This window comes from Faecalibacterium sp. I3-3-89 (assembly GCF_023347275.1).
GTDB lineage: Bacteria > Bacillota > Clostridia > Oscillospirales > Ruminococcaceae > Faecalibacterium > Faecalibacterium butyricigenerans.
This window is the reverse complement of the sequence record NZ_CP094468.1, coordinates 619,164-642,961: the sequence shown is the minus strand read 5'-3', so window position 1 is coordinate 642,961 and position 23,798 is coordinate 619,164. Positions and strand designations below refer to the sequence as shown.

The 23,798-nt window shown below is 54.2% G+C and carries 24 protein-coding genes; 7 read left to right on the top strand and 17 right to left on the bottom strand.

Going from position 1 to position 23,798, the window contains the following annotated elements; genetic code table 11:
- Window positions 1-4: 4 nt before the first annotated feature.
- Window positions 5-2,710, bottom strand: coding sequence for a valine--tRNA ligase (locus tag MTP38_RS02995; RefSeq protein WP_249234223.1), 2,706 nt, complete (start codon window positions 2,708-2,710; stop codon window positions 5-7).
- Between the two features lie 405 nt (window positions 2,711-3,115).
- Window positions 3,116-4,909: a bifunctional homocysteine S-methyltransferase/methylenetetrahydrofolate reductase gene (locus MTP38_RS02990; protein WP_249234222.1), complete on the bottom strand. Its 1,794-nt coding sequence runs from the start codon at window positions 4,907-4,909 to the stop codon at window positions 3,116-3,118.
- 201 nt (window positions 4,910-5,110) lie between these two features.
- On the opposite strand from MTP38_RS02990, the gene MTP38_RS02985 reads away from it, so the two are divergent.
- Together MTP38_RS02985 and hflX are read left to right on the top strand one after the other, a co-directional pair.
- Entirely contained in the window at window positions 5,111-5,719 is a 609-nt protein-coding gene (locus MTP38_RS02985; protein ID WP_249234221.1) for a GNAT family N-acetyltransferase, read from the top strand.
- A complete protein-coding gene (gene hflX / locus MTP38_RS02980; RefSeq protein ID WP_227621750.1) occupies window positions 5,716-6,981 on the top strand; it encodes a GTPase HflX in 1,266 nt (421 codons plus the stop codon). Before MTP38_RS02985 ends, hflX begins: the two co-directional genes overlap by 4 nt.
- A gap of 65 nt (window positions 6,982-7,046) precedes the next feature.
- Here hflX and MTP38_RS02975 read toward each other — a convergent pair whose 3' ends face one another.
- The 6 genes from MTP38_RS02975 to MTP38_RS02950 form a co-directional block, all read right to left on the bottom strand.
- On the bottom strand, window positions 7,047-7,442 hold the full coding sequence (locus MTP38_RS02975) for a metal-dependent transcriptional regulator (RefSeq protein WP_249234220.1): 396 nt from the start codon (window positions 7,440-7,442) through the stop codon (window positions 7,047-7,049).
- Between the two features lie 100 nt (window positions 7,443-7,542).
- Window positions 7,543-7,719, bottom strand: a complete 177-nt coding sequence (locus MTP38_RS02970; RefSeq protein ID WP_207677805.1) for a FeoB-associated Cys-rich membrane protein — start codon at window positions 7,717-7,719, stop codon at window positions 7,543-7,545.
- Window positions 7,720-7,755: 36 nt separating this feature from the next.
- Window positions 7,756-9,948, bottom strand: a complete 2,193-nt coding sequence (feoB, locus tag MTP38_RS02965) for a ferrous iron transport protein B (protein ID WP_249234219.1) — start codon at window positions 9,946-9,948, stop codon at window positions 7,756-7,758.
- Window positions 9,949-9,973: 25 nt separating this feature from the next.
- Window positions 9,974-10,195 carry a FeoA family protein gene (locus MTP38_RS02960; RefSeq protein WP_015565615.1) on the bottom strand — a complete coding sequence of 74 codons (222 nt, stop codon included), beginning with the start codon at window positions 10,193-10,195 and terminating at the stop codon, window positions 9,974-9,976.
- 84 nt (window positions 10,196-10,279) lie between these two features.
- Window positions 10,280-10,495, bottom strand: coding sequence for a FeoA family protein (locus MTP38_RS02955; RefSeq protein ID WP_249234218.1), 216 nt, complete (start codon window positions 10,493-10,495; stop codon window positions 10,280-10,282).
- Window positions 10,496-10,932: 437 nt separating this feature from the next.
- Entirely contained in the window at window positions 10,933-11,511 is a 579-nt protein-coding gene (locus tag MTP38_RS02950; protein WP_227621753.1) for a DUF3793 family protein, read from the bottom strand.
- Window positions 11,512-11,785: 274 nt separating this feature from the next.
- Between MTP38_RS02950 and MTP38_RS02945 the strand changes: the two genes are divergently transcribed.
- A complete protein-coding gene (locus MTP38_RS02945; protein WP_249234217.1) occupies window positions 11,786-12,361 on the top strand; it encodes a uridine kinase family protein in 576 nt (191 codons plus the stop codon).
- Between the two features lie 649 nt (window positions 12,362-13,010).
- Window positions 13,011-14,228 carry a peptidase T gene (gene pepT, locus MTP38_RS02940; protein ID WP_227621945.1) on the top strand — a complete coding sequence of 406 codons (1,218 nt, stop codon included), beginning with the start codon at window positions 13,011-13,013 and terminating at the stop codon, window positions 14,226-14,228.
- A 114-nt stretch (window positions 14,229-14,342) separates the two neighbouring features.
- Here pepT and MTP38_RS02935 read toward each other — a convergent pair whose 3' ends face one another.
- From MTP38_RS02935 to MTP38_RS02900, 8 genes are all read right to left on the bottom strand, one after another.
- Complete coding sequence (locus MTP38_RS02935; RefSeq protein WP_249234216.1) at window positions 14,343-14,693, bottom strand: chromate transporter; 351 nt, start codon at window positions 14,691-14,693, stop codon at window positions 14,343-14,345.
- A 23-nt stretch (window positions 14,694-14,716) separates the two neighbouring features.
- Window positions 14,717-16,381: a recombinase family protein gene (locus MTP38_RS02930; RefSeq protein ID WP_249234215.1), complete on the bottom strand. Its 1,665-nt coding sequence runs from the start codon at window positions 16,379-16,381 to the stop codon at window positions 14,717-14,719.
- A 198-nt stretch (window positions 16,382-16,579) separates the two neighbouring features.
- Window positions 16,580-17,317: a DUF3658 domain-containing protein gene (locus MTP38_RS02925; RefSeq protein WP_223386544.1), complete on the bottom strand. Its 738-nt coding sequence runs from the start codon at window positions 17,315-17,317 to the stop codon at window positions 16,580-16,582.
- 12 nt (window positions 17,318-17,329) lie between these two features.
- Window positions 17,330-17,896 carry a hypothetical protein gene (locus MTP38_RS02920; protein WP_117535234.1) on the bottom strand — a complete coding sequence of 189 codons (567 nt, stop codon included), beginning with the start codon at window positions 17,894-17,896 and terminating at the stop codon, window positions 17,330-17,332.
- Window positions 17,897-18,098: 202 nt separating this feature from the next.
- Window positions 18,099-18,380: a hypothetical protein gene (locus MTP38_RS02915; protein WP_005943373.1), complete on the bottom strand. Its 282-nt coding sequence runs from the start codon at window positions 18,378-18,380 to the stop codon at window positions 18,099-18,101.
- Between the two features lie 113 nt (window positions 18,381-18,493).
- Window positions 18,494-18,640, bottom strand: coding sequence for a cyclic lactone autoinducer peptide (locus tag MTP38_RS02910; RefSeq protein WP_081027705.1), 147 nt, complete (start codon window positions 18,638-18,640; stop codon window positions 18,494-18,496).
- 13 nt (window positions 18,641-18,653) lie between these two features.
- Window positions 18,654-19,190 carry a DUF5626 family protein gene (locus tag MTP38_RS02905; protein ID WP_243138924.1) on the bottom strand — a complete coding sequence of 179 codons (537 nt, stop codon included), beginning with the start codon at window positions 19,188-19,190 and terminating at the stop codon, window positions 18,654-18,656.
- A gap of 12 nt (window positions 19,191-19,202) precedes the next feature.
- Window positions 19,203-19,373, bottom strand: coding sequence for a hypothetical protein (locus MTP38_RS02900; RefSeq protein WP_179859011.1), 171 nt, complete (start codon window positions 19,371-19,373; stop codon window positions 19,203-19,205).
- A gap of 257 nt (window positions 19,374-19,630) precedes the next feature.
- Here MTP38_RS02900 and MTP38_RS02895 point away from each other — a divergent pair, with 257 nt between their 5' ends.
- Window positions 19,631-20,806: an IS110 family transposase gene (locus MTP38_RS02895; RefSeq protein WP_097839216.1), complete on the top strand. Its 1,176-nt coding sequence runs from the start codon at window positions 19,631-19,633 to the stop codon at window positions 20,804-20,806.
- Between the two features lie 235 nt (window positions 20,807-21,041).
- Here the strand turns inward: MTP38_RS02895 and MTP38_RS02890 are convergent, their stop codons facing one another.
- Window positions 21,042-21,629, bottom strand: a complete 588-nt coding sequence (locus tag MTP38_RS02890; RefSeq protein ID WP_249234214.1) for an accessory gene regulator B family protein — start codon at window positions 21,627-21,629, stop codon at window positions 21,042-21,044.
- A gap of 179 nt (window positions 21,630-21,808) precedes the next feature.
- On the opposite strand from MTP38_RS02890, the gene MTP38_RS02885 reads away from it, so the two are divergent.
- On the top strand, window positions 21,809-22,507 hold the full coding sequence (locus tag MTP38_RS02885) for a LytR/AlgR family response regulator transcription factor (protein WP_097774010.1): 699 nt from the start codon (window positions 21,809-21,811) through the stop codon (window positions 22,505-22,507).
- Window positions 22,504-23,772, top strand: coding sequence for a GHKL domain-containing protein (locus MTP38_RS02880; RefSeq protein WP_249234213.1), 1,269 nt, complete (start codon window positions 22,504-22,506; stop codon window positions 23,770-23,772). The genes MTP38_RS02885 and MTP38_RS02880 overlap by 4 nt, the downstream gene beginning before the upstream one ends.
- Window positions 23,773-23,798 lie beyond the last annotated feature (26 nt).

The window sequence follows — 23,798 nt, the reverse complement described above, 5'->3', positions numbered from 1 at the left end:
CGCATCAGCCCAGAGCCTTGATGCTCTGCTCAATGTTGGCGAGCTTATCCTGACTCTTGGCGTGCTTGGCGCGGATGTCCTCCACCAGTGCGGCAGGGGCGCGCTCGACGAACTTGGGGTTGTTGAGCTGGTTCTCGAACATGGCCAGCTCCTTCTCGGCCTTGGCCTTTTCCTTGTTCAGGCGGGCCAGCTCCTTGTCACGGTCGATCAGCTCCATCATGGGGATGAAGCCGCGGGCGGCGTGGGTGGACACCTGCACCATGCCGTCGGTGCTGCCCTCATACTTGGCGGTGAAGGTCACATCGGTGGCGAACGCGAACTTTGCCAGATAGACTTCGGCGTTCTGGAAGGGGGCCGGGTCGGCCGTCTCGATGATCATGCTGGTCTTCTTGGCAGGGTGGACGTTCATCTCGGTGCGCATGGTACGCACAGCCTTGATGTAGTCCATCACCTTCTCGAAGGCTTCCTCTTCCTCTGCCCAGTTGTGGCTCTCGTCCACGGTGGGCCATTCCTGCGTCATAATGGTCTCGGCAGAGCCGGGCAGGGCCTGATACAACTCCTCGGTGATAAAGGGCATGAATGGATGCAGCAGCTTGAGGGCCTTGTCCAGCACATACACCAGCACGCGGCGGGCGGTGTCGGCCTGCTCGGCGTCGCCGGAGTTCAGGCGGGGCTTTGCGATCTCGATGAACCAGTCGCAGTAGACGTCCCAGATGAAGCTGTTGATCTTCGCCGCAGCCAGACCCATCTCGTAGTGGTCAAGGTTGTCGCTCATGGCACCGGCCACCTGATTCAGCTTGGTCAGCACCCACTTGTCGCTCATGTCCAGCTTGTCCTCACTGGGCAGGCCGGGCTGGAAGTCCTCGGGCAGGTTCATCAGCACGAAGCGGGTGGCGTTCCACAGCTTGTTTGCAAAGTTGCGGGCAGCCTCCACCTTCTTCTCGCTGTAGCGCATATCGTTGCCCGGGGTGGAGCCGTCCACCAGCATGAAGCGCAGGGCGTCCGCGCCATACTGGGCGATGACCTCCAGCGGGTCGATGCCGTTGCCAAGGCTCTTGGACATCTTGCGGCCCTGACTGTCGCGGACGATGCCGTGGATGCAGACGGTGTCGAAGGGGGCTTTACCAGTGTAGGCAAGACCGGAGAAGATCATGCGGCTGACCCAGAAGCCGATGATGTCGTAACCGGTGACGAGGGTGTTGGTGGGGTAGAAATACTTGAGGTCTTCGCTCTCCTCATTGGGCCAGCCCAGCGTGCTGAAGGGCCACAGCGCGGAGGAGAACCAGGTGTCGAGGGTGTCGGGGTCCTGCGTCAGCTTTGCGCTGCCGCACTTGGGGCAGGTGCAGGGTGCACTCTTGGCGACCACAGTCTCGCCGCAGTCGTCGCAGTACCATGCCGGGATCTGGTGGCCCCACCACAGCTGACGGCTGATGCACCAGTCGCGGGTGTTCTTCATCCAGTTCATATAGTTCTTGGTGAAGCGCTCGGGCACGAACTTGATGTCACCCTTCTCCACGCTCTCGATGGCAGGCTCTGCCAGAGGCTCCATCTTGACGAACCACTGCTTGGACACCATCGGCTCGATGGTGGAGTGGCAGCGGTAGCAGGTGCCGACCTCGTGCTTCAGCGGCTCGATCTCCTTCAGGAAGCCGCCTTCCTTCAGGTCGGCAAGGATGGCCTTGCGGGCCTCGAGGGTGGTCATGCCGGCGTACTTGCCGCAGTCCAGCACATGAGGCTCGTTGACGGTGTTCTTCCCGGCAGCAAACAGGGCGTCGGCCGCAGCCTTGTCGGCGGCACCGGTCATGTGGCCGTCGTAGGTGAAGACGCGGACGATGGGCAGGTCATGGCGCAGGCCGACCTCGAAGTCGTTGGGGTCGTGGGCCGGCGTGATCTTGACGACGCCAGTGCCCTTGGTCATGTCGGCGTGCTCGTCGCAGACGATGGGAATCTCCTTGTTCAGCAGGGGCAGGACGACGTGGCAGCCGTGCAGGTGGGCATAGCGGGGATCCTCGCCGTTGATGGCGACGGCGGTATCGCCCAGCATGGTCTCGGGACGGGTGGTGGCCAGCTCCAGCATCTCGCCGGTCTCCTTGACCGGGTAGAGCAGATGCCAGAAATTGCCGTCCTTCTCCTCATACTCCACCTCAGCGTCGGAGATGGAGGTGTTGCAGTGGGGGCACCAGTTGACCATGCGGTTGCCGCGGTAGATGAGGCCCTTGTCGTACAGGCGGACAAAGACCTCCTTGACGGCCTCGGAGCAGCCCTCGTCCATGGTGAAGCGCTCACGCTCCCAGTCGCAGCTGCTGCCCAGCTTCTTGAGCTGGCTGACGATGCGGTTGCCGTATTTAGTCTTCCAAGCCCATGCACTCTCGAGGAAGCCGTCGCGGCCCACCATCTCCTTGGTCAGGCCCTCCGCACGCATGGCCTCCACGACCTTGGCCTCGGTGGCGATGGAGGCGTGGTCGGTGCCGGGCACCCACAGGGCAGCATAGCCCTGCATCCGCTTGGTGCGGATCAGGATGTCCTGCATGGTGTTGTCCACGGCGTGGCCCATGTGGAGCTGGCCGGTGACGTTCGGAGGGGGCATGACGATGGTGTAGGGCTTCTTGTCGGGGTCGGCCTTCGTGTGGAAGTAGCCGCCATCCAGCCAGAACTGGTAGATGCGGTCTTCCACCTGGCTCGGATCATACTGCTTTGCGAGTTCTTTCATAGAGAATCCTCCCGGATGATTGATTGGTGGGACGAAAAAAGCCGCCCCACGGAGCGTTCCATGGGACGGCTGAATATAACCGCGGTACCACCCAAATTGCACACAGCGCTTTGCCGCGTGCCCCTTGATGCCCCGATAACGTGGGGCAGACCCGGAGGCGACTACTCCCTTTCCCCGCCTCTGCTCAAAAGCGACAGCACGCCGCACCGCCATACCGGGTTTTCAGCAGCCCCCCGGCTCTCTGGATGGCAGTTTCAAAACGGCGCACACTCTTTTTCCTTGCATTTATAAAAAGAATATAGCGTTTTTTGTGCGTTTTGTCAATCTCTTTTTGACCGGAACAAAATTTTCACACCCTTGTGCGGGGCCCTCGCTCCCTGCGTCAGGCAGATTTTATTTCTTTTCTCACCCCTCCGCGTCCAGAAGCTCGGTCCGGAGCCGGGCGATGAGCCGCTCCATCAGAGCCACCCGGTTGAAGGGGGTCATGAGGTAGAAGCCGTCGGCGTAGGGCAGGGCCTCCCGAGCCATCTGCATCGACACCTCAAGGCCCAGCGCCTCGCCCTGCTCCCGGTCGAGGCCCGCAAAGCGCTGGATGATGTCCTCCTCCACATGGATGCCGTTGATCTCATTTTCCATGAAGATGGCGTTCCGCTGGCTGACCACCGGCATGATGCCGGCCAGGATCCTCGCCCGTTCGCCCAGCGTCTGGCGGGCCTTGCGGAGATTTTCCACTGCCTGTGCCGAGAGCACCGGCTGGGTCAGGAATCCCGCCATCCCGTTTTCCAGCTTTTCCACGGCCCGGCGGAGTTCCACGTCGAAATTCCGGGCGTTGAGGTTCAATGCGCCGAACACCGTCATAGGCGAGGGCATCTCCCGGCCCTCCCCGGCCAGAGAGACGATGTACTGGGCCAGCTTGCGGGAGTTGAACTGGTAGACATTCTTCACCTCGTCCCGCTCTGCGGTGGGGATGGGGTCGCCGGTGATGGCCAGCACCTCCCGCACGCCCTCGGCGTAGAGGCCCAGCAGAAGGGCTTTCGTGGCGTTCAGATTGCGGTCGCGGCAGGTCATGTGAGGCAGGGCACACATTCCCAGTTCCCGGTGCACCCGGCAGGCCACGAGGGAGGAATCCATCCGAGCCTGTGCGATGGGGCAGTCGGCGATGGTCAGCAGGTCGGCACCTGCGGCCTGCAATCTCCGTGCGCCGTCCAGATAGCCGCTCAGGTCGGCCACCCGGGGAGAGTCCAGCTCAATGGCGATGACTTTTTCGCCTTTGTCCAGCTTCCGCAGGAAGGTGTCGTCTTTTTCCACCTCCGGTGCGGCGACGGTGGAAAGTTTTGCGACCGGGGCGGCTCCAGTCTGCCGGGGCAGAGCATCCAGCTCTGCCCGCAGGGCTGCAATGTGGGCAGGGGTCGTGCCGCAGCAGCCGCCCAGAATGCGGACACCGGCGGCAGCGATCTGCCCCATCTCCCGGGCGAAATACTCCGGCTTGCCCTGATACAGCACCCGCGCCCGGGTGACGACCGGATAGCCCGCGTTGGGCATCACCGACAGGGGCAGCCGCGTCTCGCCCAGCCCCTGCACCAGCTTCTTCATCGCGCCCGGAGCCGAAACGCAGTTCAGGCCCACGGCATCCACCACGCCGCTGCCCTCCATCCGGTGCAGCAGGTCGCGGAACAGCAGGCCCTCGCGGGTGTAGCCGTCCGGCAGCACTGCGAAAGACACCATGATGAAGGCGTCCGGCACAGCTACCCGGAGGGCCTTCACAGCCTCCACCACGCCCACATCCGAGCTGAGCGTCTCAAAAAGGAAATTCTTTGCCCCCAGCGCCGCGAACTGCTGGGCTGCAAGGCCGTAGGCACTGCTGGCCGGGGCGGCCTCCGTGTCCAGAGCCGGGCCGAGGTCCGCAAAGACGGCGGCGTCCTTCTCGGCGGCGGCGTCGCAGGCCAGCTTCCAGCCCGCCTCGGCCAGCTCTTCCCAGCCCGGCATCTGGGCCGCTGCCATCCGGGGCAGGCCGAAGGTGTTGGTCTTGATGGCCTGTGCGCCCGCCGCCAGATACTCGGCGTGGACCCGCTTCACCCCTTCGGGGTCGGTGAGGTTCGCCAGCTCGCATTCTACGCCCGGCGCGGCTTTATAATAGGTACCCATGCCGCCGTCGAACAGCAGCGGCTTATGGGCAAGATACTCTCGGATGTCCGTCATCGTAAGGTTCTCCTTTTTTCTTCATTTTTCCCTCTATTTTTCCCGGCTCCCCCGGGACGGAGCTTTTGTGCAGTCATCTTCAGTTTAATGAAGTTTGCGCACTTGTCAAGCATTTTTGTCTCTCAATGGCCCATTTTGCTTGCACCGGAGCCGCTTTTGTGCTATTCTATGCATATTTATAGCAGTTTGGAGGAATGTATCATGCGCCACGCCGGCACACAGGAGATCGAAACGCCGCGGCTGCTTCTGCGCCGCCTTCTGCCGTCCGATGCCCCGATGATGTACGCCAACTGGGCCAGCGACCCGGAGGTCACCCGCTGGCTGCGCTGGACGCCGCATAAAGATGTGGCCGAGACGCGGGAGCTGCTGACCGCATGGGCGCTGCTCTACCCCAACGAGGACTACTACCAGTGGGCCATCGTGGAAAAGGCCTCCGGGCAGGTGTTCGGCTCCATCAGCATCTACAACAGCCTTGCGGGTGAGCCGCAGCAGAAGGCCGAGTGGCCCGGGCGGGACATTTCCGAGGGCATCTGGGAGCCGGGCTACTGCATCGGCAGAGGCTGGTGGAACAAGGGCTATACCACCGAGGCGCTGGACGCTTTAGTAGTATACTGGTTCAAGAATACGGACAGTAATTGGCTTGCCTGCTGCCATGCCGCCGAAAATCCCGCCAGCGGCAGGGTCATGACCAAAGCAGGCTTCGTTTACGACCATGACGCAGAGTACCACAAATTCGACGGCTCCCCCGTCCCCTGCAGGTGCTATGCACTGACAAGAGAGCATTATCTGGAACGAAAGGAATCATTTTGAGCGAACTTTACGATATTTTAGTGGAAACACCCCCGACGAAGGTAATTTTGCTGGCCCTCGATCAGGGCCTGTGGGACTGCGAGCGCAGCCTCGCCGAGCTGGCCGCGCTGTGTGAGGCCAACCACATGGAGGCCGTGGCCGAGGTCACCCAGAAGCGCCAGACCCCCGAGACCGGCATCGTGCTGGGCAGCGGCAAGCTGGAAGAAGCCGCCGCTGCCGCCGCAGAGCTGGGGGCCGTGTGCGCCGTCTTTGACGGCGAGCTGACCGGCAGCCAGATCCGCAACATCTCCACTGCGCTGGGAGGCCTCGAGGTCATCGACCGCACCATGCTCATCCTCGAGATCTTCCGCAGCCGCGCTGTGACCAACGAGGGCAAGCTTCAGACCGAGCTGGCCCTGCTGCGCTACCGCCTGCCCCGCTTACAGGGCATGGGCGAGAGCCTGAGCCGTCAGGGCGGCGGCGGTGGCGGCGGCGGCGGTGCACGCCGCGGTGCCGGTGAGACCAAGCTGGAGCTGGACCGCCGCCACGTCCACGCCCGCATCGACGCGCTGGCCGAGAAGCTGGCCGAGATGGAAAAGCGCCGGGGCGAGAGCCGGAAGGCCCGCGCCAAGACCGGGATGCCGGTGGTCAGCCTCGTGGGCTACACCAATGTCGGCAAATCCAGCCTGATGAACGCTCTCTGCGGCCCCAGCGTCGCCGAGGCAGACATGCTCTTCGCCACCCTCGACCCCACCAGCCGGAAGCTCGTCCTGCCCAGCGGCATGGCGGTGCTGCTGGTGGACACCGTCGGCTTCGTCTCCCGCCTGCCCCACAATCTGGTGGAGGCCTTCAAGTCCACGCTGGAAGAGGCCGCATGGTCGGACGTCATCGTCCGGGTGGCCGACGCAGGCGACGAGCAGCGGGAGGAGCAGCTGGCCGTCACCGACGAGGTGCTGGACGGCCTCGACTGCGCCGACATCCCCCGCCTGACCGTCTACAACAAGTGCGACAAGCCCGGTGCACTGAGCTTTGACCCCGACATCCTGCTCACCAGTGCCAAGACCGGCTACGGACTCGACAAACTGCTGCAAAAGCTGGACGAGACCCTCAGCGACCGCGTCCACACCATCCGCGTCCTGCTGCCCTACGACAAGCTGGGCCTCGCCGCCCCCATGCGGGAGCGCGGCAGCGTCCAGCTGGAGGAGTACCGCGAAGATGGCCTCTACCTTGAGGGCATCGTAAAGACCGAGGATCTCCACTGCTTCGAGGGCTACCTCGTCTGACATCCTGCACCCAAAAAGAGCCAGACTCAGGCCGAGTCTGGCTCTTTTGCTGTCTTGGCAGGCGGTCAGCCCACAGCCGGGGGCATTTCCGCCAAGTCCATCAGCTGGTCGTACCGTCCGGTAAAGACCCGTTCCGGCAGGGCCGCGGTCAGGGCGAGGGCAGCGGTCAGCCGCTCCTCGTCGGTCAGCTCTGCTTCCACCGGCGGGAAGTGGGCAAGCACCTCGTCCAGCTGTTTTCTGACCTCCCGGGCCACAAAGATGCCCCGGTCGGTGAGGTAGATCTTGCCGTAATATTCCTTGACGATCATTCCCCGCTCCATCAGCAGGTTCATCACCCGCACCACCGAGGGCTTGGTCACGCCCAGCTTCTCGGCAATGCTGCGGGAGCTGATGTCCAGATGGGTCTGCGAGACCTCATAGATGGCCAGCAGGTAGCGCAGGTGTGCCGGCGTCAGTTCCATCTCGTATCACTCTCTTTTCGTTCTGTTACGCTAACTCTCGATCTTCAAAAGGGGCGCGGGCCAAAGCTCTGACCCGCGCCCCCTTCTCTTCCATTATGGCTCAGTGGCAGCCGCCCTTGCAGCTGCTGCAGCTTCCGCCGCAGTCACAGCCGCCGCTGCATCCACTGCAGCCGCCGTGCTTATGAGAGTGCCATGTGATCCAGCCCACACCGCCAAACACGATGGCTCCGACGATGATCGTCGGCAGATTGAAATTCGCAGCCAGAAACTCCATCATAAAAATGCACCCCTTTCAGCGCGTTTTGAGAAATTTTTACTTGATCTTGGAAACGTCGATCTTGACTTCGTTGTCGTTCACATACTTGTTGGGACGGAACATCAGATACAGGAAGGCAGCGACGATGACCACGGCCACGACGGTGAAGAAGTTGAAGCCGACTTCACCGGTGATGAGGCCGCCCAGCTGGTACACGACCAGAGCAGAGCAGTAGGCCAGTGCGCACATATAGCCGATGGCGAATGCCGTCCACTTGCCGTTGTTCATCTCACGCTTGATCGCACCCATAGCAGCGAAGCAGGGAGCGCACAGCAGGTTGAAGATCATGAATGCATAAGCGCTCAGCGCGGTGTAATCTGCCGCAACAAGGCTCCAGATCTCATCGCCGTTCTCAGACAGCTCCTCGCCGCCGAAGTGATACAGAACGCCGAAGGTACCGACGACATTCTCCTTTGCGATCAGGCCGGAGACAGAAGCGACCGTTGCCTTCCAGTTGCCGAAGCCCAGAGGAGCGAAGATCCAAGCGACTTTGGTGGCGATAGCCGCCAGCACGGAGTTGTCCTGATCCTCCACCATGCCGAAGGCGCCATTCTCGAAGCCGAAGCCCTGCAGGAACCACAGGACGACGGTAGCAGCCAGAATGACGGAGCCTGCACGCTTGATGAAGGACCAGCCGCGCTCCCAAGTAGCGCGGAAGACATTGCCCCAAGCGGGGATATGGTATGCGGGCAGCTCCATGACAAAGGGAGCAGGGTCGCCTGCAAAGGCCTTGGTCTTCTTCAGGATGATGCCGGAGCAGATGATGGCAGCCATGCCGATGAAGTAAGCGGAGACAGCCACCAGAGAAGAACCGCCGAATACCGCACCTGCGATGAGGCCGATGATGGGCATCTTTGCGCCGCAGGGGATGAAGCAGGTGGTCATGATGGTCATGCGGCGGTCGCGCTCATTCTCGATGGTACGGGAAGCCATGACGCCCGGGACGCCGCAGCCCGTGCCGACCAGCACGGGGATAAAGCTCTTGCCGGACAGGCCGAACTTGCGGAAGATACGGTCCATGATGAAGGCGACACGGGACATATAGCCGACATCCTCCAGAATGGACAGCAGGAAGAACAGGACCAGCATCTGGGGAACGAAGCCCAGAACTGCGCCGACACCGGCGACGATGCCGTCCATGATCAGGCCGTACAGCCAGCCCGCCACGCCGATGCTCTCGAGGAAGCCGCCCAGCGCGTTGGGGACGATCTCACCGAACAGGACGTCGTTGGTCCAGTCGGTCGCAAACGTGCCGATGGCCCAGCCGCCATCGGCGATGGAAGTACCCACAGACAGGGAGTACATCAGGTACATGATGACTGCGAAGATGGGCAGAGCCAGCACACGGTTGGTGACGATCTGGTCGACCTTATCGGAAACGGTCAGGTGCTCGACGCGGGCCTTCTTCTTGACAGCCTTATCGACGACACCGTTGATGTAGGCGTAACGCTGGTTGGTGATGATGCTCTCGGCGTCATCGTCCATCTCAGTCTCGCAGTCCTTGATGTGCTGGTCGATGTGCGCGGTCAGGTCGGAGGGCAGCTTCAGCTCATCCATGACCTTGTCGTCGCGCTCGAACAGCTTGACGGCGTACCAGCGCAGGAAGCGGTCATCGACCTTGCCCTGAATGGACTCCTCGATGTGCGCAATGGCGTGCTCGACGCTGCCGGTAAAGACGTGGGGCAGCTCGCCGGCCTTGCCTGCCTTTGCAGCAGCCATAGCAGCCTTTGCAGCGGCCTCGGTGCCCTCGCCCTTCAGGGCGCTGATCTCGACTGCCTGACAGCCCAGCTCGGCACTCAGCTTCTTCAGGTCGATCTTGTCGCCGTTCTTGCGGACGAGGTCGATCATGTTGACGGCCATGACCACGGGGATGCCCAGCTCGATGAGCTGGGTGGTCAGGTACAGGTTGCGCTCGATGTTGGTGCCATCGATGATGTTCAGGATGGCGTCGGGCTTCTCCTTGACCAGATAAGTACGGGAGACGACCTCCTCCAGAGTGTACGGAGACAGGGAGTAGATGCCGGGCAGATCCTGAATGATGACATCCTTCTCGCCCTTCAGCTTGCCTTCCTTCTTCTCGACGGTAACACCGGGCCAATTGCCGACGTACTGGTTCGAGCCGGTCAGATTGTTGAACAGGGTAGTTTTACCGCAGTTCGGGTTGCCGGCCAGTGCAATTTTGATACTCATTGCAGCTCCTTTCCTCTCGTTGCGATCAAACGACTTCGATCATTTCAGCGTCGGCCTTGCGCACGCTCAGTTCGTAGTTGCGCACGGTCAGCTCCATCGGGTCGCCCAGAGGGGCGACCTTGCGGACATAAATTTCAACGCCCTTGGTGATGCCCATGTCCATGATGCGGCGCTTCACCGGGCCTTCGCCGTGCAGGCGCGCCACGGTGGCAGTCTCGCCGACCTTAACGTCTTTCAGAGTCTTCATAAAAATCCTCCTCTGCTTGTCTTCTTTCTATTCAGAGACTATCCCAGTTTCGGAGCGTCTCCCAAACAGCGGTCTCGCCGCTGCTCAGCCGATCATAATGCGGTTCGCCATCGTCTTGTCGAGGGCCAGACGGCTCTCCTTGACCTGAACGATGAGGTTGCCTGCGATCTCATTGACGATCGTCACCTGACTGTCCACTACGAAACCCAGTTCGGCCAGATGCAACCGCACCTCATCCTTCCCGGTGATCTTGCGGATGGTGACGGTCTCGCCCGCTTTTGCCATAGTCAAAGGCATCATAATTGTTCCACTCCCATTCGTGCTCCCCATTCTGCGGGGAGCGTTTCGGTTCGCTTTTTTCGTCCTCGGGGATGGCCGCACCAGCCAGACGCCGCAGCGCGCTCGCTCATGTCCGCGTCCCCCTCCGAAAAGCTACGGCAGTTAGTCAGTCGCAACTATCAGCATAGATAGTTTACACTTACTAACCAATTCTGTCAATCATTTTTCCGTAAAAAAAGTTAGTTTGTACGAACCAACAAATTTTATCCTCTGCTTTTCAGAAAAATTTAACAATTTCTACATATGACACAGCCGCCCGGTGCAGGGGGTATTCTGCACCGGGCGGCCGCGTGTCAAAAGGAGGATTTCTTCCCGTCATCGTCTATTTTAAGCAGACTCCGACGGGCGCCAGGATAAAAAGAGAGTATTTGGAAGTGAATGTCAGGATTTCAGGAGCGTCAGGCTGCGACGGCCAGACGCTGGATGGGGGTGCCGCTGTGGAACAGGCGGAGATACACCGCCGTGCACTTGTTCAGCTGGGCGAAGTGCTGCCGGGCAGCGGCAGGGTCGCCGTAGGCTTTCCAGCAGCCGCAGCAGGTGAAGTTGCGGCCCTCATTTTCGATAAAGCCCACCACATCGGGGAGGGGGTAGCCCAGAAATACGCCGATCTCATGGGGAAAATCAGCCTCACAGCAGAGCCTCCGGGACAGCTGCCGCAGCAACGGCGCATCGTCATCCGGCTGCTGGGGAAGGTCGTACCCCTCGCCGCGCAGGAAGTCCCGCACCTGCGGCTGGGCCAGCAGGACGCGCAGCCTGCTCTCACGGTAGACGTACACGAGATACTGGTGCGTCCGCATACAGCCCTTGAGGACGCGGACGCAGAGGCCTTTTTCGTCCAGCTGCTCATTCCAGCTGCGGACGCGGCGGGCAAGGTCTGCGCAGTCTCTGGTCTCATAGCGGAAGAGTCCCGCAGGCTTCAGGCCAGCCAGCACCGGGGCGCATTGCTCGATCATCACAGTCTCAAAGTTGCGTTCCATTTCCCGGCCTCCCTGCCTGTTTTCCGCTATTGTCTCCTGCGGCGCGACGTTTATGCAGAAGGTGTAGTTAGAATCAGCTAACCAGCGCTGCAAAAAGAACGCGGCAGCAGCCGCTTTGTCTCTTGGAATCTTTCAGGTTAGTTATTTCTAACGTGACATTATCTTATCATAGCTTTGGCCCTGTGTCAACACCTTTTTACAAAAATATTTGCCCCATCTTCTCTGCCGTGCTATACTGGGCAAAAGGATCATTGAGCAAAGGAATGGTGTCCCCATGCATCTTGTGTCCCCCGAAGAGCTGTCCGGTCTGATCACGGCCCGGCTCAAGCAGCAGCCCACCGTCCTCGTGGCGCTGGATGGCCGGTGCGGCAGCGGCAAAACAACGCTGGCCGCACAGCTGGCCGAGCGCTTTCCCCAGAGCATCACCCTCCACACCGACGACTTTTATCTCCCGCCGCCCCAGCGGGTCACAGGCTGGGAGCGCATTCCCTGCGCCAATATGCACCTCGAGCGGCTGCGGGCCGAGGCCGTCGCGCCCGCACGGGCCGGGCGGGCCGTGTGTTACAAGGCCTACTCCTGCCGGGAGGGTGCCTATCTGCCGCCCCGGGTGCTCGGGCCTGCGCCGCTGGTCATCGTAGAGGGCAGCTACAGCCATCACCCCAGCCTTGCGCCCTACTATGATATAAAAGTATTCGTCACCTGCTCGGCGGAAGAACAGATGCGGCGGCTTCGTGCCCGGGAGGGGAAGCGGTATCTGAATTTCGTGCAGCGGTGGATCCCGCTGGAAGAGGAATATTTTACGGACTATGCCATTGAACGAAACGCGGAGATGACGGTCGTTACAGGGTAATAGTATAGAGCGCTCTTGCGGGAGAATTTGTTTTTTATGAACGGCTTCTCGCGCTGGTGCGCGGGGCAGAGCGCTCTTTCATTAAGGCCAATGTTCTCTTTTGCGTGCCAAAAGAGAACCAGAAAAGCACCAGCGATTTCGACGCGCTGGATCCACGAGAAAGGGGCTGCTCGCCCCTTTCAGACCCCAAAGGAGTTGTCGAAACGGAAAAAAGCTAGCCGCTTCGCTAAACGCTTTTTTCTCGTTTCTCCGATTTGCTGCTTCGCAGCTGGTGTTACCTCTCTGCTGACGGTAACGTCCAGCAGAGACGTGAAATCTTCGGCGGAGCCGTAAATAGGAGAAGCACAAAAAAAAATGCGTTTAGCGAAGCGGCTAGCATTTTTGGGCTTCGACTTCCGTCTTGGGTTTGTTAAGGGCGAGAAGCCCTTAACTCGTTGCGGGGAGAGTGGAGTCCAGAGGTAGGGAGGGGGGAGTCGAAACACCCCTCCCTGCCTCTGGCCCGCGCGGAGCGCATGCCACTTGACCAAAAGAGAAAACATACCCCGCGCTACCAGCGCGAAAACCCACCTGAAATCACAAATGTACTCCCCTCTTGTAAAAAGCCCTCAAAAAGGGTATCATAAAGAAAAAACATAAAGGAGCTTTACTTATGCGTGCTTACGAGCGACTTCTGAAATACGCCAAAGTATATACCACCTCTGACCCCGAATCCGGCACTCACCCCTCTGCCGCGCGGGAATTTGATCTGGCCCACCTGCTGGTGGAGGAGATGAAGTCCATCGGCATCGAGGACGCCTTTGTGGACGAGCACTGCTACGTCTACGGCAGCATCCCCGCCACCAAGGGCTGCGAGAAGAAGCCCGCGCTGGGCCTCATCGCCCACATGGACACCGCCCCCGACGCCTCCGGCGAGAACGTCAAGCCCATCCTCCACGAAAACTACGACGGCGGCGATGTCGTCCTGCCCGGCACCGGCATGGTCATGAAGACCTCCACCTTCCCCTTCCTGAAAGAGCTGAAGGGCGAGACCCTCATCACCACCGACGGCACTACCCTGCTGGGCGCAGACGATAAATCCGGCGTGGCCGAGATCCTCACCGCCGCCGAGACCATCATCCAGAAGAAGCTGCCCCACGGCAAACTCTGCATCGCCTTCACCCCCGACGAGGAGATCGGCGAGGGCGCTTCCCTCTTCGACATCCCGGGCTTCGGCGCAGACTTCGCCTACACCGTCGATGGCGGCGACGTGGGCGGCATCGAGTATGAGAACTTCAACGCCGCCTCTGCCACCGTCACGGTCCACGGTTTCTCCGTCCACCCCGGCAGCGCCAAGGACGCCATGATAAATGCCTCCAACGTGGCGATGGAGTTCCACATGGCTCTGCCCGCCATGGCCCGCCCCGAGACGACCGAGGGCTATCAGGGCTTCTACCATCTGTGCCAGATGTACGGCGACGTCACCGAGGCTAAGCTGGGCTATATCCTCCGCGACCACGACATCGGCAAGCTGCAGTTCAAGAAGGACAACCTTCTCCACATCGCCTGCTACCTCAACTGCAAGTATGGCCCCGGCACGGTGGAAGTCGAGATCAAGGACAGCTACCGCAATATGCTGGAGAAGATCAAGCCCCATTTCCACCTTGTGGAGACCGCCCGCAAGGCCATCACAAAGGCCGGCCTGACCCCGGAGGAGATCCCCGTCCGGGGCGGCACCGACGGCGCTGTTCTGAGCTGGAAGGGCCTGCCCTGCCCCAACCTCGGCACCGGCGGCTTCAACTTCCACGGCGTCTGCGAGTGCACCACCGTCGAGCGGATGGACAAGGCCACCGAGATCCTGCTGAACATCGTAGAGCTTTACTCTAAGTAATAATATAAGATGATACAACAAAGGCCGCCCCGGGCAAGGGCGGCCTTTGTTATGCGGGATCGAGGCTCTGCCTCCTCTTCCCGAAGAAGCATCTCCGGGCCATTTATCCCGCGGTCATATCCCAAGCAGACCATGCAGCCCAAGCCCGGCCACGCCGCACAGGCACATGGTCAGGATGGGGTTCCATTTGAGCTTCCGCAGCGCAAAAAAAGCCGCGGCAAAACTGCCGATGCCGACCCAGTCCAGATGGGCGAGGGTCTTTGCATCGCCGCCAAACGCCACCATCGACAGGATGGAAAGCCCTGCGCCAAAGATAAGTGCCACGATGACCGGCCGCAGGCAGGCCAGAACGCTTTGCAGCAGGGAAATGTCCTTGTACCTGCGGTACTCACAGAAGAACTTAAAGTGTACCTGATAGATGCCCAGAGTCTTTTCGGAGAGGTTCTTAGCTTTGCACTTCTCCATAAAGTCGGCGAAGGCTTCTGTTATCAGAACGTCTTGGGGTCTAGTCGGCTGCATCTTGATTTTTTCCATAGTGGAAATTCATTCCTTTCAGCAATAAAAAATACTCGTCGGACTGCCTGTAAAGGGCTGAAAAGTCTGACGAGTATTTTCTTGCCGAGAAGTAAAACAAAAGACCTTGTAAGTATCGTACCTACAAGGTCTTTTTCAGAAGATGGTGCAGTAAAGCAATCCAAATCCGAACCATTTTCTTTTGATGCGGCTTGAGCCGCTTCCTCAAACGTGATGGTCTGTGTACCTTCTTTATAGTTAAAGGTTATCAAAACCTTATCATCGTACAGATAAATCGAATTGATGAACGTATCCACCAACGCCTGCCGCTGGTCTTTCAGGCTCATGTCCAATTTACGGAACCTCATCAGCCAGAAACGGATAAATTCCTCTTTGATCTTGGGCTTTGCCAGCTTTTCTTCCGCAATGCGGGCTTCAAGCTCTCGCTTGGTTTCTTCGAGCTGCTCCAGCCGCTCCTTGGTGGAACTAGTGAGGATTCCGGCCTGAATCGCGTTGAGCATATTCTGGATACCCGATTCCGCATCCCGGAGCTGCTTCTCATAGAGGGGAAGATTGGTGTTCTCCCGGTCTTGCAGCTCCATGACCTTGGCAATGATGGATTCCATGGCGGCATCGTCCCGGACAAGCTGCATGGTCTGGTTGACCACCAGATCTTCGAGCCACTGTTTGCGGACGGTTTTCTTCTTGCAGCCCTTCTTCTTTTTGACCGTGGCACATTTATAGTAGCGGTGGACTTCTCCCGTCCGGCTTGTACCGCTTTCGCCAAACATCAGCGCACCGCAGCAGCCACAGTGCAGCTTGGTGGTCAGCAGGTAATCGTCCTCTGCCTTTCTCCGGGCAGGGGCTTTCTTGTTTTTGGCAATCTTTTCCTGCACATCATCGAACAGTTCCAGTGGCACGATGGGCGGGATCGCATCCGGCACGACCACATCCCGGAATTTCAACTCCCCGATGTACCGCCGATTCTTGAGCATATGTTCGACACTGTTATAGGTGAACGCACCGCCGACCGGGTTCTTGATGCCATTTTCGTTCAGCCAGTCCCGAATCTCTTTCATCGTGAGGCCATCCCGATACTTCGTGAACGATTCCAGTACGAAAGGGGAGGCAAGCGGGTCGATGTGAAATTTCCGCTCGGAATCCAGCGTATATCCAAACGTTCCACGACCACCGTTGCAGCGGCCTTTCAGGATGTTCTCTGTCTGTCCACGGACAACCTTTTCGGCAAGGTCGGCAGAGTAGTATTCTGCATAGCCCTCCAGAACCGATTCCAGAATGATACCCTCTGGCCCCTCGGAGATGATCTCCGTAGCTGACATGAGCTTGACACCGTTCTTCTTCAGCTGGGTTTTATACCGGGCACTATCGTAGCGATTCCGGGCAAAACGGTCAAGTTTCCAGACCAGTACAATATCAAACAGCTTCTTGTCGCTGTCCTTGATCATCTGCTGAAACTGCGGGCGGTTGTCCGTCTTAGCAGAGATGGCACGGTCAATGTAGTGCTTGACGATAGTGATGCCATTTTTCTCGGCATACGCCGTACATTCACGAATCTGACCCTCAATGGATTCTTCGCGCTGGTTATCACTGGAATAGCGGGCGTAAATCACGGCGGTCATGGCGGACACCTCTCATTCCACATCATTGAACGGTGAAACGTTCTTTCAAAGCATTGTTTCGTATAATGTATATACCATGTTTTGATGGAGAAATCAAGACTTTTTATTATCTTCAGTTTTTCTTTTTGAACAATTGACCCAACAGCCACCCCTCTCGTTGAAATGAGGTGACTGTTGGGCCGACTTGCTCGGATTCCTTTATTCTTCGTTTAGCTGGACGATGGTATTATAAAAGATTTTGTTTGGAATAACGACTTGAAGAACACCCTTTTTCAAAAGTGCTTCTATGCGTTTCATGACATACCAGTCACTTACCGGCGCAGAAATCGCTTTTAATGCGTCTGCGGTAAGTTCACCAACCGAAATAGGAATTCTCGATACTAAACTAATAATTCTCTGGTCGAAATAATCTATGTTAACGCTTTTAACATCGTTCGCATGCCAAATACGCATGGAGGTGTTTTCGTTTAATAACTTTCCCCATCTTTTGGCATACTCGGTAATAGTTTCTTCCGTCAAATACTTTTGTGAGATCTTATCGGTTTTCCCTTCCATAAATTCTTTCAGACCTTCTCTGGATGCAAGCAAAATTCTATTTGTACCATACTTTGCTGCATAGTAACAAATATAATAAATGCCGCACCAACAATCGGCAGAACTCCTGACCCAAACACGCAGTGGCTTATGATTTATCATATCACATTGAACCGCATTCGCTGTACCATGATATTTCGACCACAGTTGTCTAGCTTCAATTTGGCTGTCAGGATAATATTCTGAAAGGCAATTCACGAATTGTTTGCAACGATATTCTGAATCGCAAGCATATTGAAGTTCTCCCATTGATAACATAAACGGAAACAACTTTACACTTTCGACGATGCCTAAAGCTGCTAACATATTGACATCACTGGGTTCAAAAACAATTTCATCCATAGCTGGTCAGAATCATAATTTCGGGATAGTGACTTGTGTAGTTGCACTCCAATAGATTGGTTTGCTTGAGCCAACCACTCCAAAATAACACCCAACGCTGCAATCAAGATAAGTTCCAACATCATAGAAGTCATATGTATAGGTTGTATTATATATACTTTGTTCTGGAACTAGTGCTGTCGTTGAAAATGGGCAGCTTCGTTCGATGTTATCGGAATAGCTCGTGTAGTAATCCGTTCCTGAAACATTTTTTATTAAATCCGGGCCAATACCGACGGTAGTTCCACTCATATAAAAGCCCAATCCATTGGCCTTTGTATAAAGAACTCTCCATGTTCCATCAATATACGATACAACTCTTGAGCCGTCTGTATTAGAAACAGGAACGCGCATTGGAACCTCGGCCAAAACATAAAATCCGAGATTCTCTTGTTCTTGCACAGAAAGATTGAGAAGTTCTTCTATCGAATAATCATCGATCTTTCTCTTATTTCCAGTTGCAAATGCTGGCTGAATGGTCAGGAGAAATAAAACCGTGACCAATAGAATGGAAATCAGCCGTTTGATTTTGTTAGTCATAGTATACTGCCTCCTAATTTATTTTTTTCTTCACTCAATACACTAAAGCTCCATTGGAATCACCTTCATTAAATTTTCCCCTTCAGGTGTATACTCCTCGGCAAATAAATGTGAACCATACAAATGCTGAAACTACTAGAATACTGTTGGAATAGAAAATATTGTGACCTTACACTGCTTTGGGTGATTACGTTGCTTTCCTTCATTGAATAGCTAGAACAACAGCTACTATCAAGAACAAAGTTGAAAGCCCAAGCTGAACCCATGCAATTTTTTCGTTTTCGGCATTGTTACAGCCTTTGGAGGATACTGCCACTTGGATATAATGCACTGCTACGATTCCATATGAGAAAAACAAAGAAGCCCAAGCATAAGGTACTGCGCTTTTATCTGTCAATCGGACAAGATTACTAGTCCATACTGAAATGCAGCCCCAAAGAGCAAAAGGAGCAATAAGAAAAAAGTTGCTTTTGCCTTTTTTCATTCTTAGCCTCCCACAGCTTGATGGTACGATTTTGTAGTATCCATAAGGTGTCCACCGGAATCATACGAATACAAAATATCATGATAGCAATGGGTAATGTCTATCATATGAGTTTAGTTGCGATCAAGCGATTCAGGGACATCCGGCTGATACGCTGTAAAGCAGCAGGTGCTATTCACACTTAAGACTGCAATCGCCATTGCAAAAGCACATGTAATTTTACTCAGGAAAAAAATCAGTTTTTGTGAATTCTGTTTCATATTGTCCTCCACATTACATAGAATACGTTACATCGACTTCATTGTTTGTTCCACGAGGAGTTCCCTTCAGCCAGCAAGTATGAGAAGCAATACCATTATAAGCGTTACTGGTAAAGGTGAGTTTTGCCGAACTGGAGTTATACGTCAAACTTGCATCACTGTATGTGGAACCCAAAGTTGTAATCGAATAATCCCAGGCATTCGTGACTTTATTATTCGTCACCGTCATATAAAAATATGCATGAATTACCACTCCTTTATACGAAACCTTCCAAGAATTCGACGATTTTGCTGCACGAGAAATCGAATTATTCACTGACTCAATAGTAATAGTTGCTGGATTACCATTACTGTCAACTACTGCAATTGTGAGCTTCTCGTTTGCCTTCAGTTGATCGAGATTGCTAAAAGTAACAACATTGTTCTTAACGGTAGCTTTCGGTGAATTCGATTCAGCGAAGGCAGACTGAACGCCAAACGACATTACAACCGCAATAAAAAGCAGACTCGCAGTAAGTTTTTTGATAAATTTTCTTGTACTCATGATCATATTTTCCTTTCCTTATTTTGATTTGATTGCTTTTACGACTAAATAAATGACCAGTATGCCGATGCAGAGAGAAATAATTGTCAATGCCTCTGCCGTTGCATTAAGGCAAGCACCAATAAAATAAATCAATACCAAAAATGCAACAAAAGCGATAAGAAGCAGTACCCATTTGTTTTTTTTCATGTTATCACCTCGTATAATAAAATAGTAGTATTTATAGACCGCTCTCCAGCGGAATGCTACAATAAGTTCAGGATGCTGTGGATTGGTGGAACATCACCTACCGCAAAGACGGTTTTCGGGAGGCTCCAACCACAGCTTCTTTGTTGAAATGTTAATCAGTTAGATACCGCCAGACGGTTTATTTAGAACGAGGTTACAAGAGCAAAGAAGTCTGTGGTCCTGAACAGCATCGAAATAAATATACCGGAGGTATCAAAATGGTTTGTGTTGGAATTGATGTTGCCAAGGATAAGCATGACTGCTGTATTCTTGATTCAGACGGAATGGTTCGTGCTGACTGCTTTACCATCCCCAACAACATGGATGGATTTAAGCAGCTGCTTCAAACGATTCGAAACTGCACCAAAAAGTCAGACAAAATAAAAGTAGGACTTGAGGCTACCGGACATTACAGCTACAATATTCTTGGGTTCCTTCTTGACAACGGTCTGCCAACTTATGTCATTAACCCTTTACACACCAACCTGTACCGAAAAAGTCTCAGCCTTCGCAAAACCAAAACCGATCGTGTGGATGCAAGAACGATTGCAACTATGCTATTGTCCGATGTAGACCTCAAGTCCTACACGGATATAGCATACCATAACGAAGAGCTAAAGTCACTAACAAGATACCGATTTGATAAAGTTCAGGAATGCGCTAAACTAAAGCAATCGGTGTCCAGATTGGCTACGATTCTGTTTCCCGAATTGGAAGGGCTTGTTTCGTCTATCCATGGCACTTCAATCTACGCACTTCTTAGCGAATATCCCGGTGCAAAGCAAATTTCAGAAGTCCATCTTACCAAGCTGACAAACCTTCTTACAACAGCGTCCAAAGGACGCTACGGAAAAGAGAAAGCCATCCAGATTCGAGAGGCAGCCAGAGCTTCTATTGGCTCTGTCATGCCTGCCAAATCTTTGGAATTGAAGCATACCATTAAACTCATTCAAGAACTTGCCTCCGAGATCGACGAAATTGAAGATTCTATTCAGAAAATCATAGATGAGCTCAATCCACCAATTCTCTCGATTCCCGGCATGGGAGTAAACTCCGCTGCTGTAATCCTTGCAGAAATCGGGGATTTCTCCAATTTCAGTTCTCCTGACAAAATTCTTGCTTACGCTGGCTGCTCTCCATCTACATACCAGTCCGGAAAACTCACGAACTGCTATGCTCACATGGAAAAACGTGGCTCCCGCTACCTGCGACATGCCCTTTACAACGCAACCAAGTACGTCTGCTACTGGAATCCTGTCTTTGCTGAATACCTTGCCAAAAAACGTGCCGAAGGAAAACACTACAATGTTGCCCTGTCCCATGCCATGAAGAAACTCGTGCGGCTGATCTACGCTTTGCAGAAGTCTGGAAAAACATATCTTACAGCTGCATGATTTTCTCCTGAGCCTGAGCTAATTCCAACAGAAACTTAGCTGGCGCAGCGAACCCTTGACGAACCGAAGCATTCAAATGCTATTCTGTTTCTGCGAGGGTTGGCCGGGCTTGCTTTGCTGTTCTCTCCGTCGCCCTCGCTGTTCCAAGACCAGCATTTGAATGCTGTTTGTCAGGGGCAGCGGTCGGTTGGCGGATTTTTTCATTTTGGGGCTTGACTTTTAATAGTTAGTCTCCCTATCTACAAAAGTTGGCATTAAATTTTTGTTGAACCAAAGGAATTGTTGAGAATACAATCAATACCCATTTGGAGAGATAGTAGCAAACTACATGACGTGTATACGGAAGCACATTAAAAATGGCAAGCAGGAAATCTATTGATGAAAGAATAGATGCGACCATCTTGTAACTTGATCGCTTCTTTTCGCTCAAAGGCTTATTCTTTGCTTCGATAGGAGAGAGAATGATAGAGATGCCCAAAAGAGCTGCTGTTGTCAGGATACGAAAAAGGTGATTTGCCACAATTGTCTTACTTAACAAAATGCAGATAAGTTCCAGTCCGGAGAATGCCAAATAGCATTTGGTGTGCGATGTTGCATGGTATCCACCAATGTAGATTCGCTGTGGGATAAAACCAATTAAAAATGAAAGCGAGTATCGCACATCACCACACACAGCAGCGATGAGAATAACAAGCAGAATGCTCACGATAGATGATATAAGCAACTCGTACCCATAAACATACGCATCCGTTTTTGCTTCATCTATCACTTTTTGCTCGCAGAAAAGACGGACTAATTTCTGAGACAGCGTGCGTTCCCACATTGCAGTTGCGCCACCTTATCTTCTGATTTTTGCTTCACTGTATCATAAATTTCAGCAAAATCAAGAAGTTTGGCAAAACTGGTCGTTCTGGTGACAAAAGTGGTAGGTCAGGCTACTTGTAAGGAGCCTTTACACAGCCTATAATGGTAGCAGGACATTATTTTGTGGAGGTTGTCAAAATGCTGAAGTACCACGTTGCAGTCTGCGATGATGAGAAATCAGACCTTGATGGCATTGTTCAAAGCGTCCAGCAGTACGATGTGCAAGGCTGCTTTGACATTGAGACTTACATGGACGGGAATGAACTTCTGAGCGAATTGCAGATGCAGAAGAAATCCTTTGATCTGCTTCTGCTCGATATCGAGATGCCATCCAACGGTTTTCAGTTGGCGCAGTCTTTGATCCAAATGGAGAAGCATCCTTTGGTGGTATTTGTCACGAAGCGGCATGAGTACGCTGTGCAGGGATATGGCATTGCATTCCGCTACCTTGTCAAACCTTTGGATCAGACTCTGTTCGCTGCGGCAATGGATGCTGTCCTTCAGGAACTGAACTCCAAACATTTCACGATCGAATACGATGGTGTTACCATATCCTTGGAAACATCGGACATTTACTTTCTGGAAAGCCACGGACATAAAGTTCTGATTCACTGCAAGGAGCAAGACCTTACATTGCGAATGAGCATTCCTGAAGCCTTGGAGCAGCTTCCAAAACGGTGCTTTGTGTCACCACACAAAAGTTATCTCGTCAACATGGAACACATTGTTTACGCTACGGGAACCGCTGTTTTTCTTTCCAGCGGACATCAGCTGCCGATCAGCAGGAGGAAGCGTCAGGAGTTCAATCAGAACTTCAACGCTTATTTGGGAAGATGATGCTATATTATTTCGTTGAGTTTGCAGGGAGCTTTGCCAACATTGCCCTGTTGCTGCTTTTTATCGGTCGGCTGCTTCCTAAAAAAGAACCTGTTTCAAGATGGTTCTATCTATATGTTGTACTTTTTGTCGCGGGGCAATGTGATTTGAGCTTATTCCCGGATTGGGTAACGCAGCGCACGATCTATCTTTTAGTTGGCGGATTTCTCCTTGCATTGCTGTTCTATGAGGTGCGCCCATGGCAGGCAGTTTTCGCAAGCGGAACCTTCTTTACACTGGCTGCTTTGGTTGAAGTGTTTGCAATGCTTTTGATTGGGCTGCGCATCCCGGATACCGACATTCTGATGCAGGCTGGGGCAGCACGGTTGGTCTATGTTGTTTTTTCAAACCTGATTCAAATTCCACTCGTAGTCCTGATCTCACATTTTTTTAGCCGAAAAGGAAATGCTCTGCGCATCCTATGGCTGCTGCCGATCATTGCGATTCAAATCGCAAGTATTGCTGTCTGTTATGTGGCACAGTATCATGCTGCGGATGAGTATTTCCCGGATTATATGGTCGGTCTTATGGCGGTGCTTCTCCTTATAAACATCCTGATTGTGTTCTATGTGGAAGCTCTCCGGGAAAATGAGCTAGAAAAATTCAAAGTCAAGTTCAACGAGCAGCAGTACAATCTTCAAATGGAATACTACCAGCAGCTCAAAGAACGTCAGGAAGAAGTCCGTTCTCTACGGCATGATGTGAAGAAATACATTCTGGCGATGCAGGCAGTTGCAGAACACGGCGATACCGAAGAACTTCACAAGATTGCACAAGCTGCCACGGATATTTTTGAGCGTTCCACAAATGTTTCTGCTGTCGGAAACCCTGTTGTGGATGCTCTTTTGAATTATTACCTGCGAATCGCAGAGAAGAATAACATCAAGGTCAAACTGGATGTGACGATTCCTGAAGTTTTGACGATTTCATCACTGTCTTTGAGCATCATCATCGGAAATACATTCGACAATGCCATTGAAGCCTGTTGCAGTCTGCCAGCGGAGCAGCGAACCATTCATTTACAGCTGCGCAAACAGTATCGAAGCCTCTTCTATCGGCTGGAAAACCCATACAGTGATACTTCTCGCGGAATCCGCATCGGAGAGTATCACGGTTACGGACTAAAGAACATAAATCGTATCGTTCAGGAAAATCATGGTGACTTCTATACGAAAAAGAAAGACGGTGTGTTTACCGTCCAAGTCCGCCTGAACTGCGAAAATTAAAACATTCTTCTAAAACGCAGCCTTGC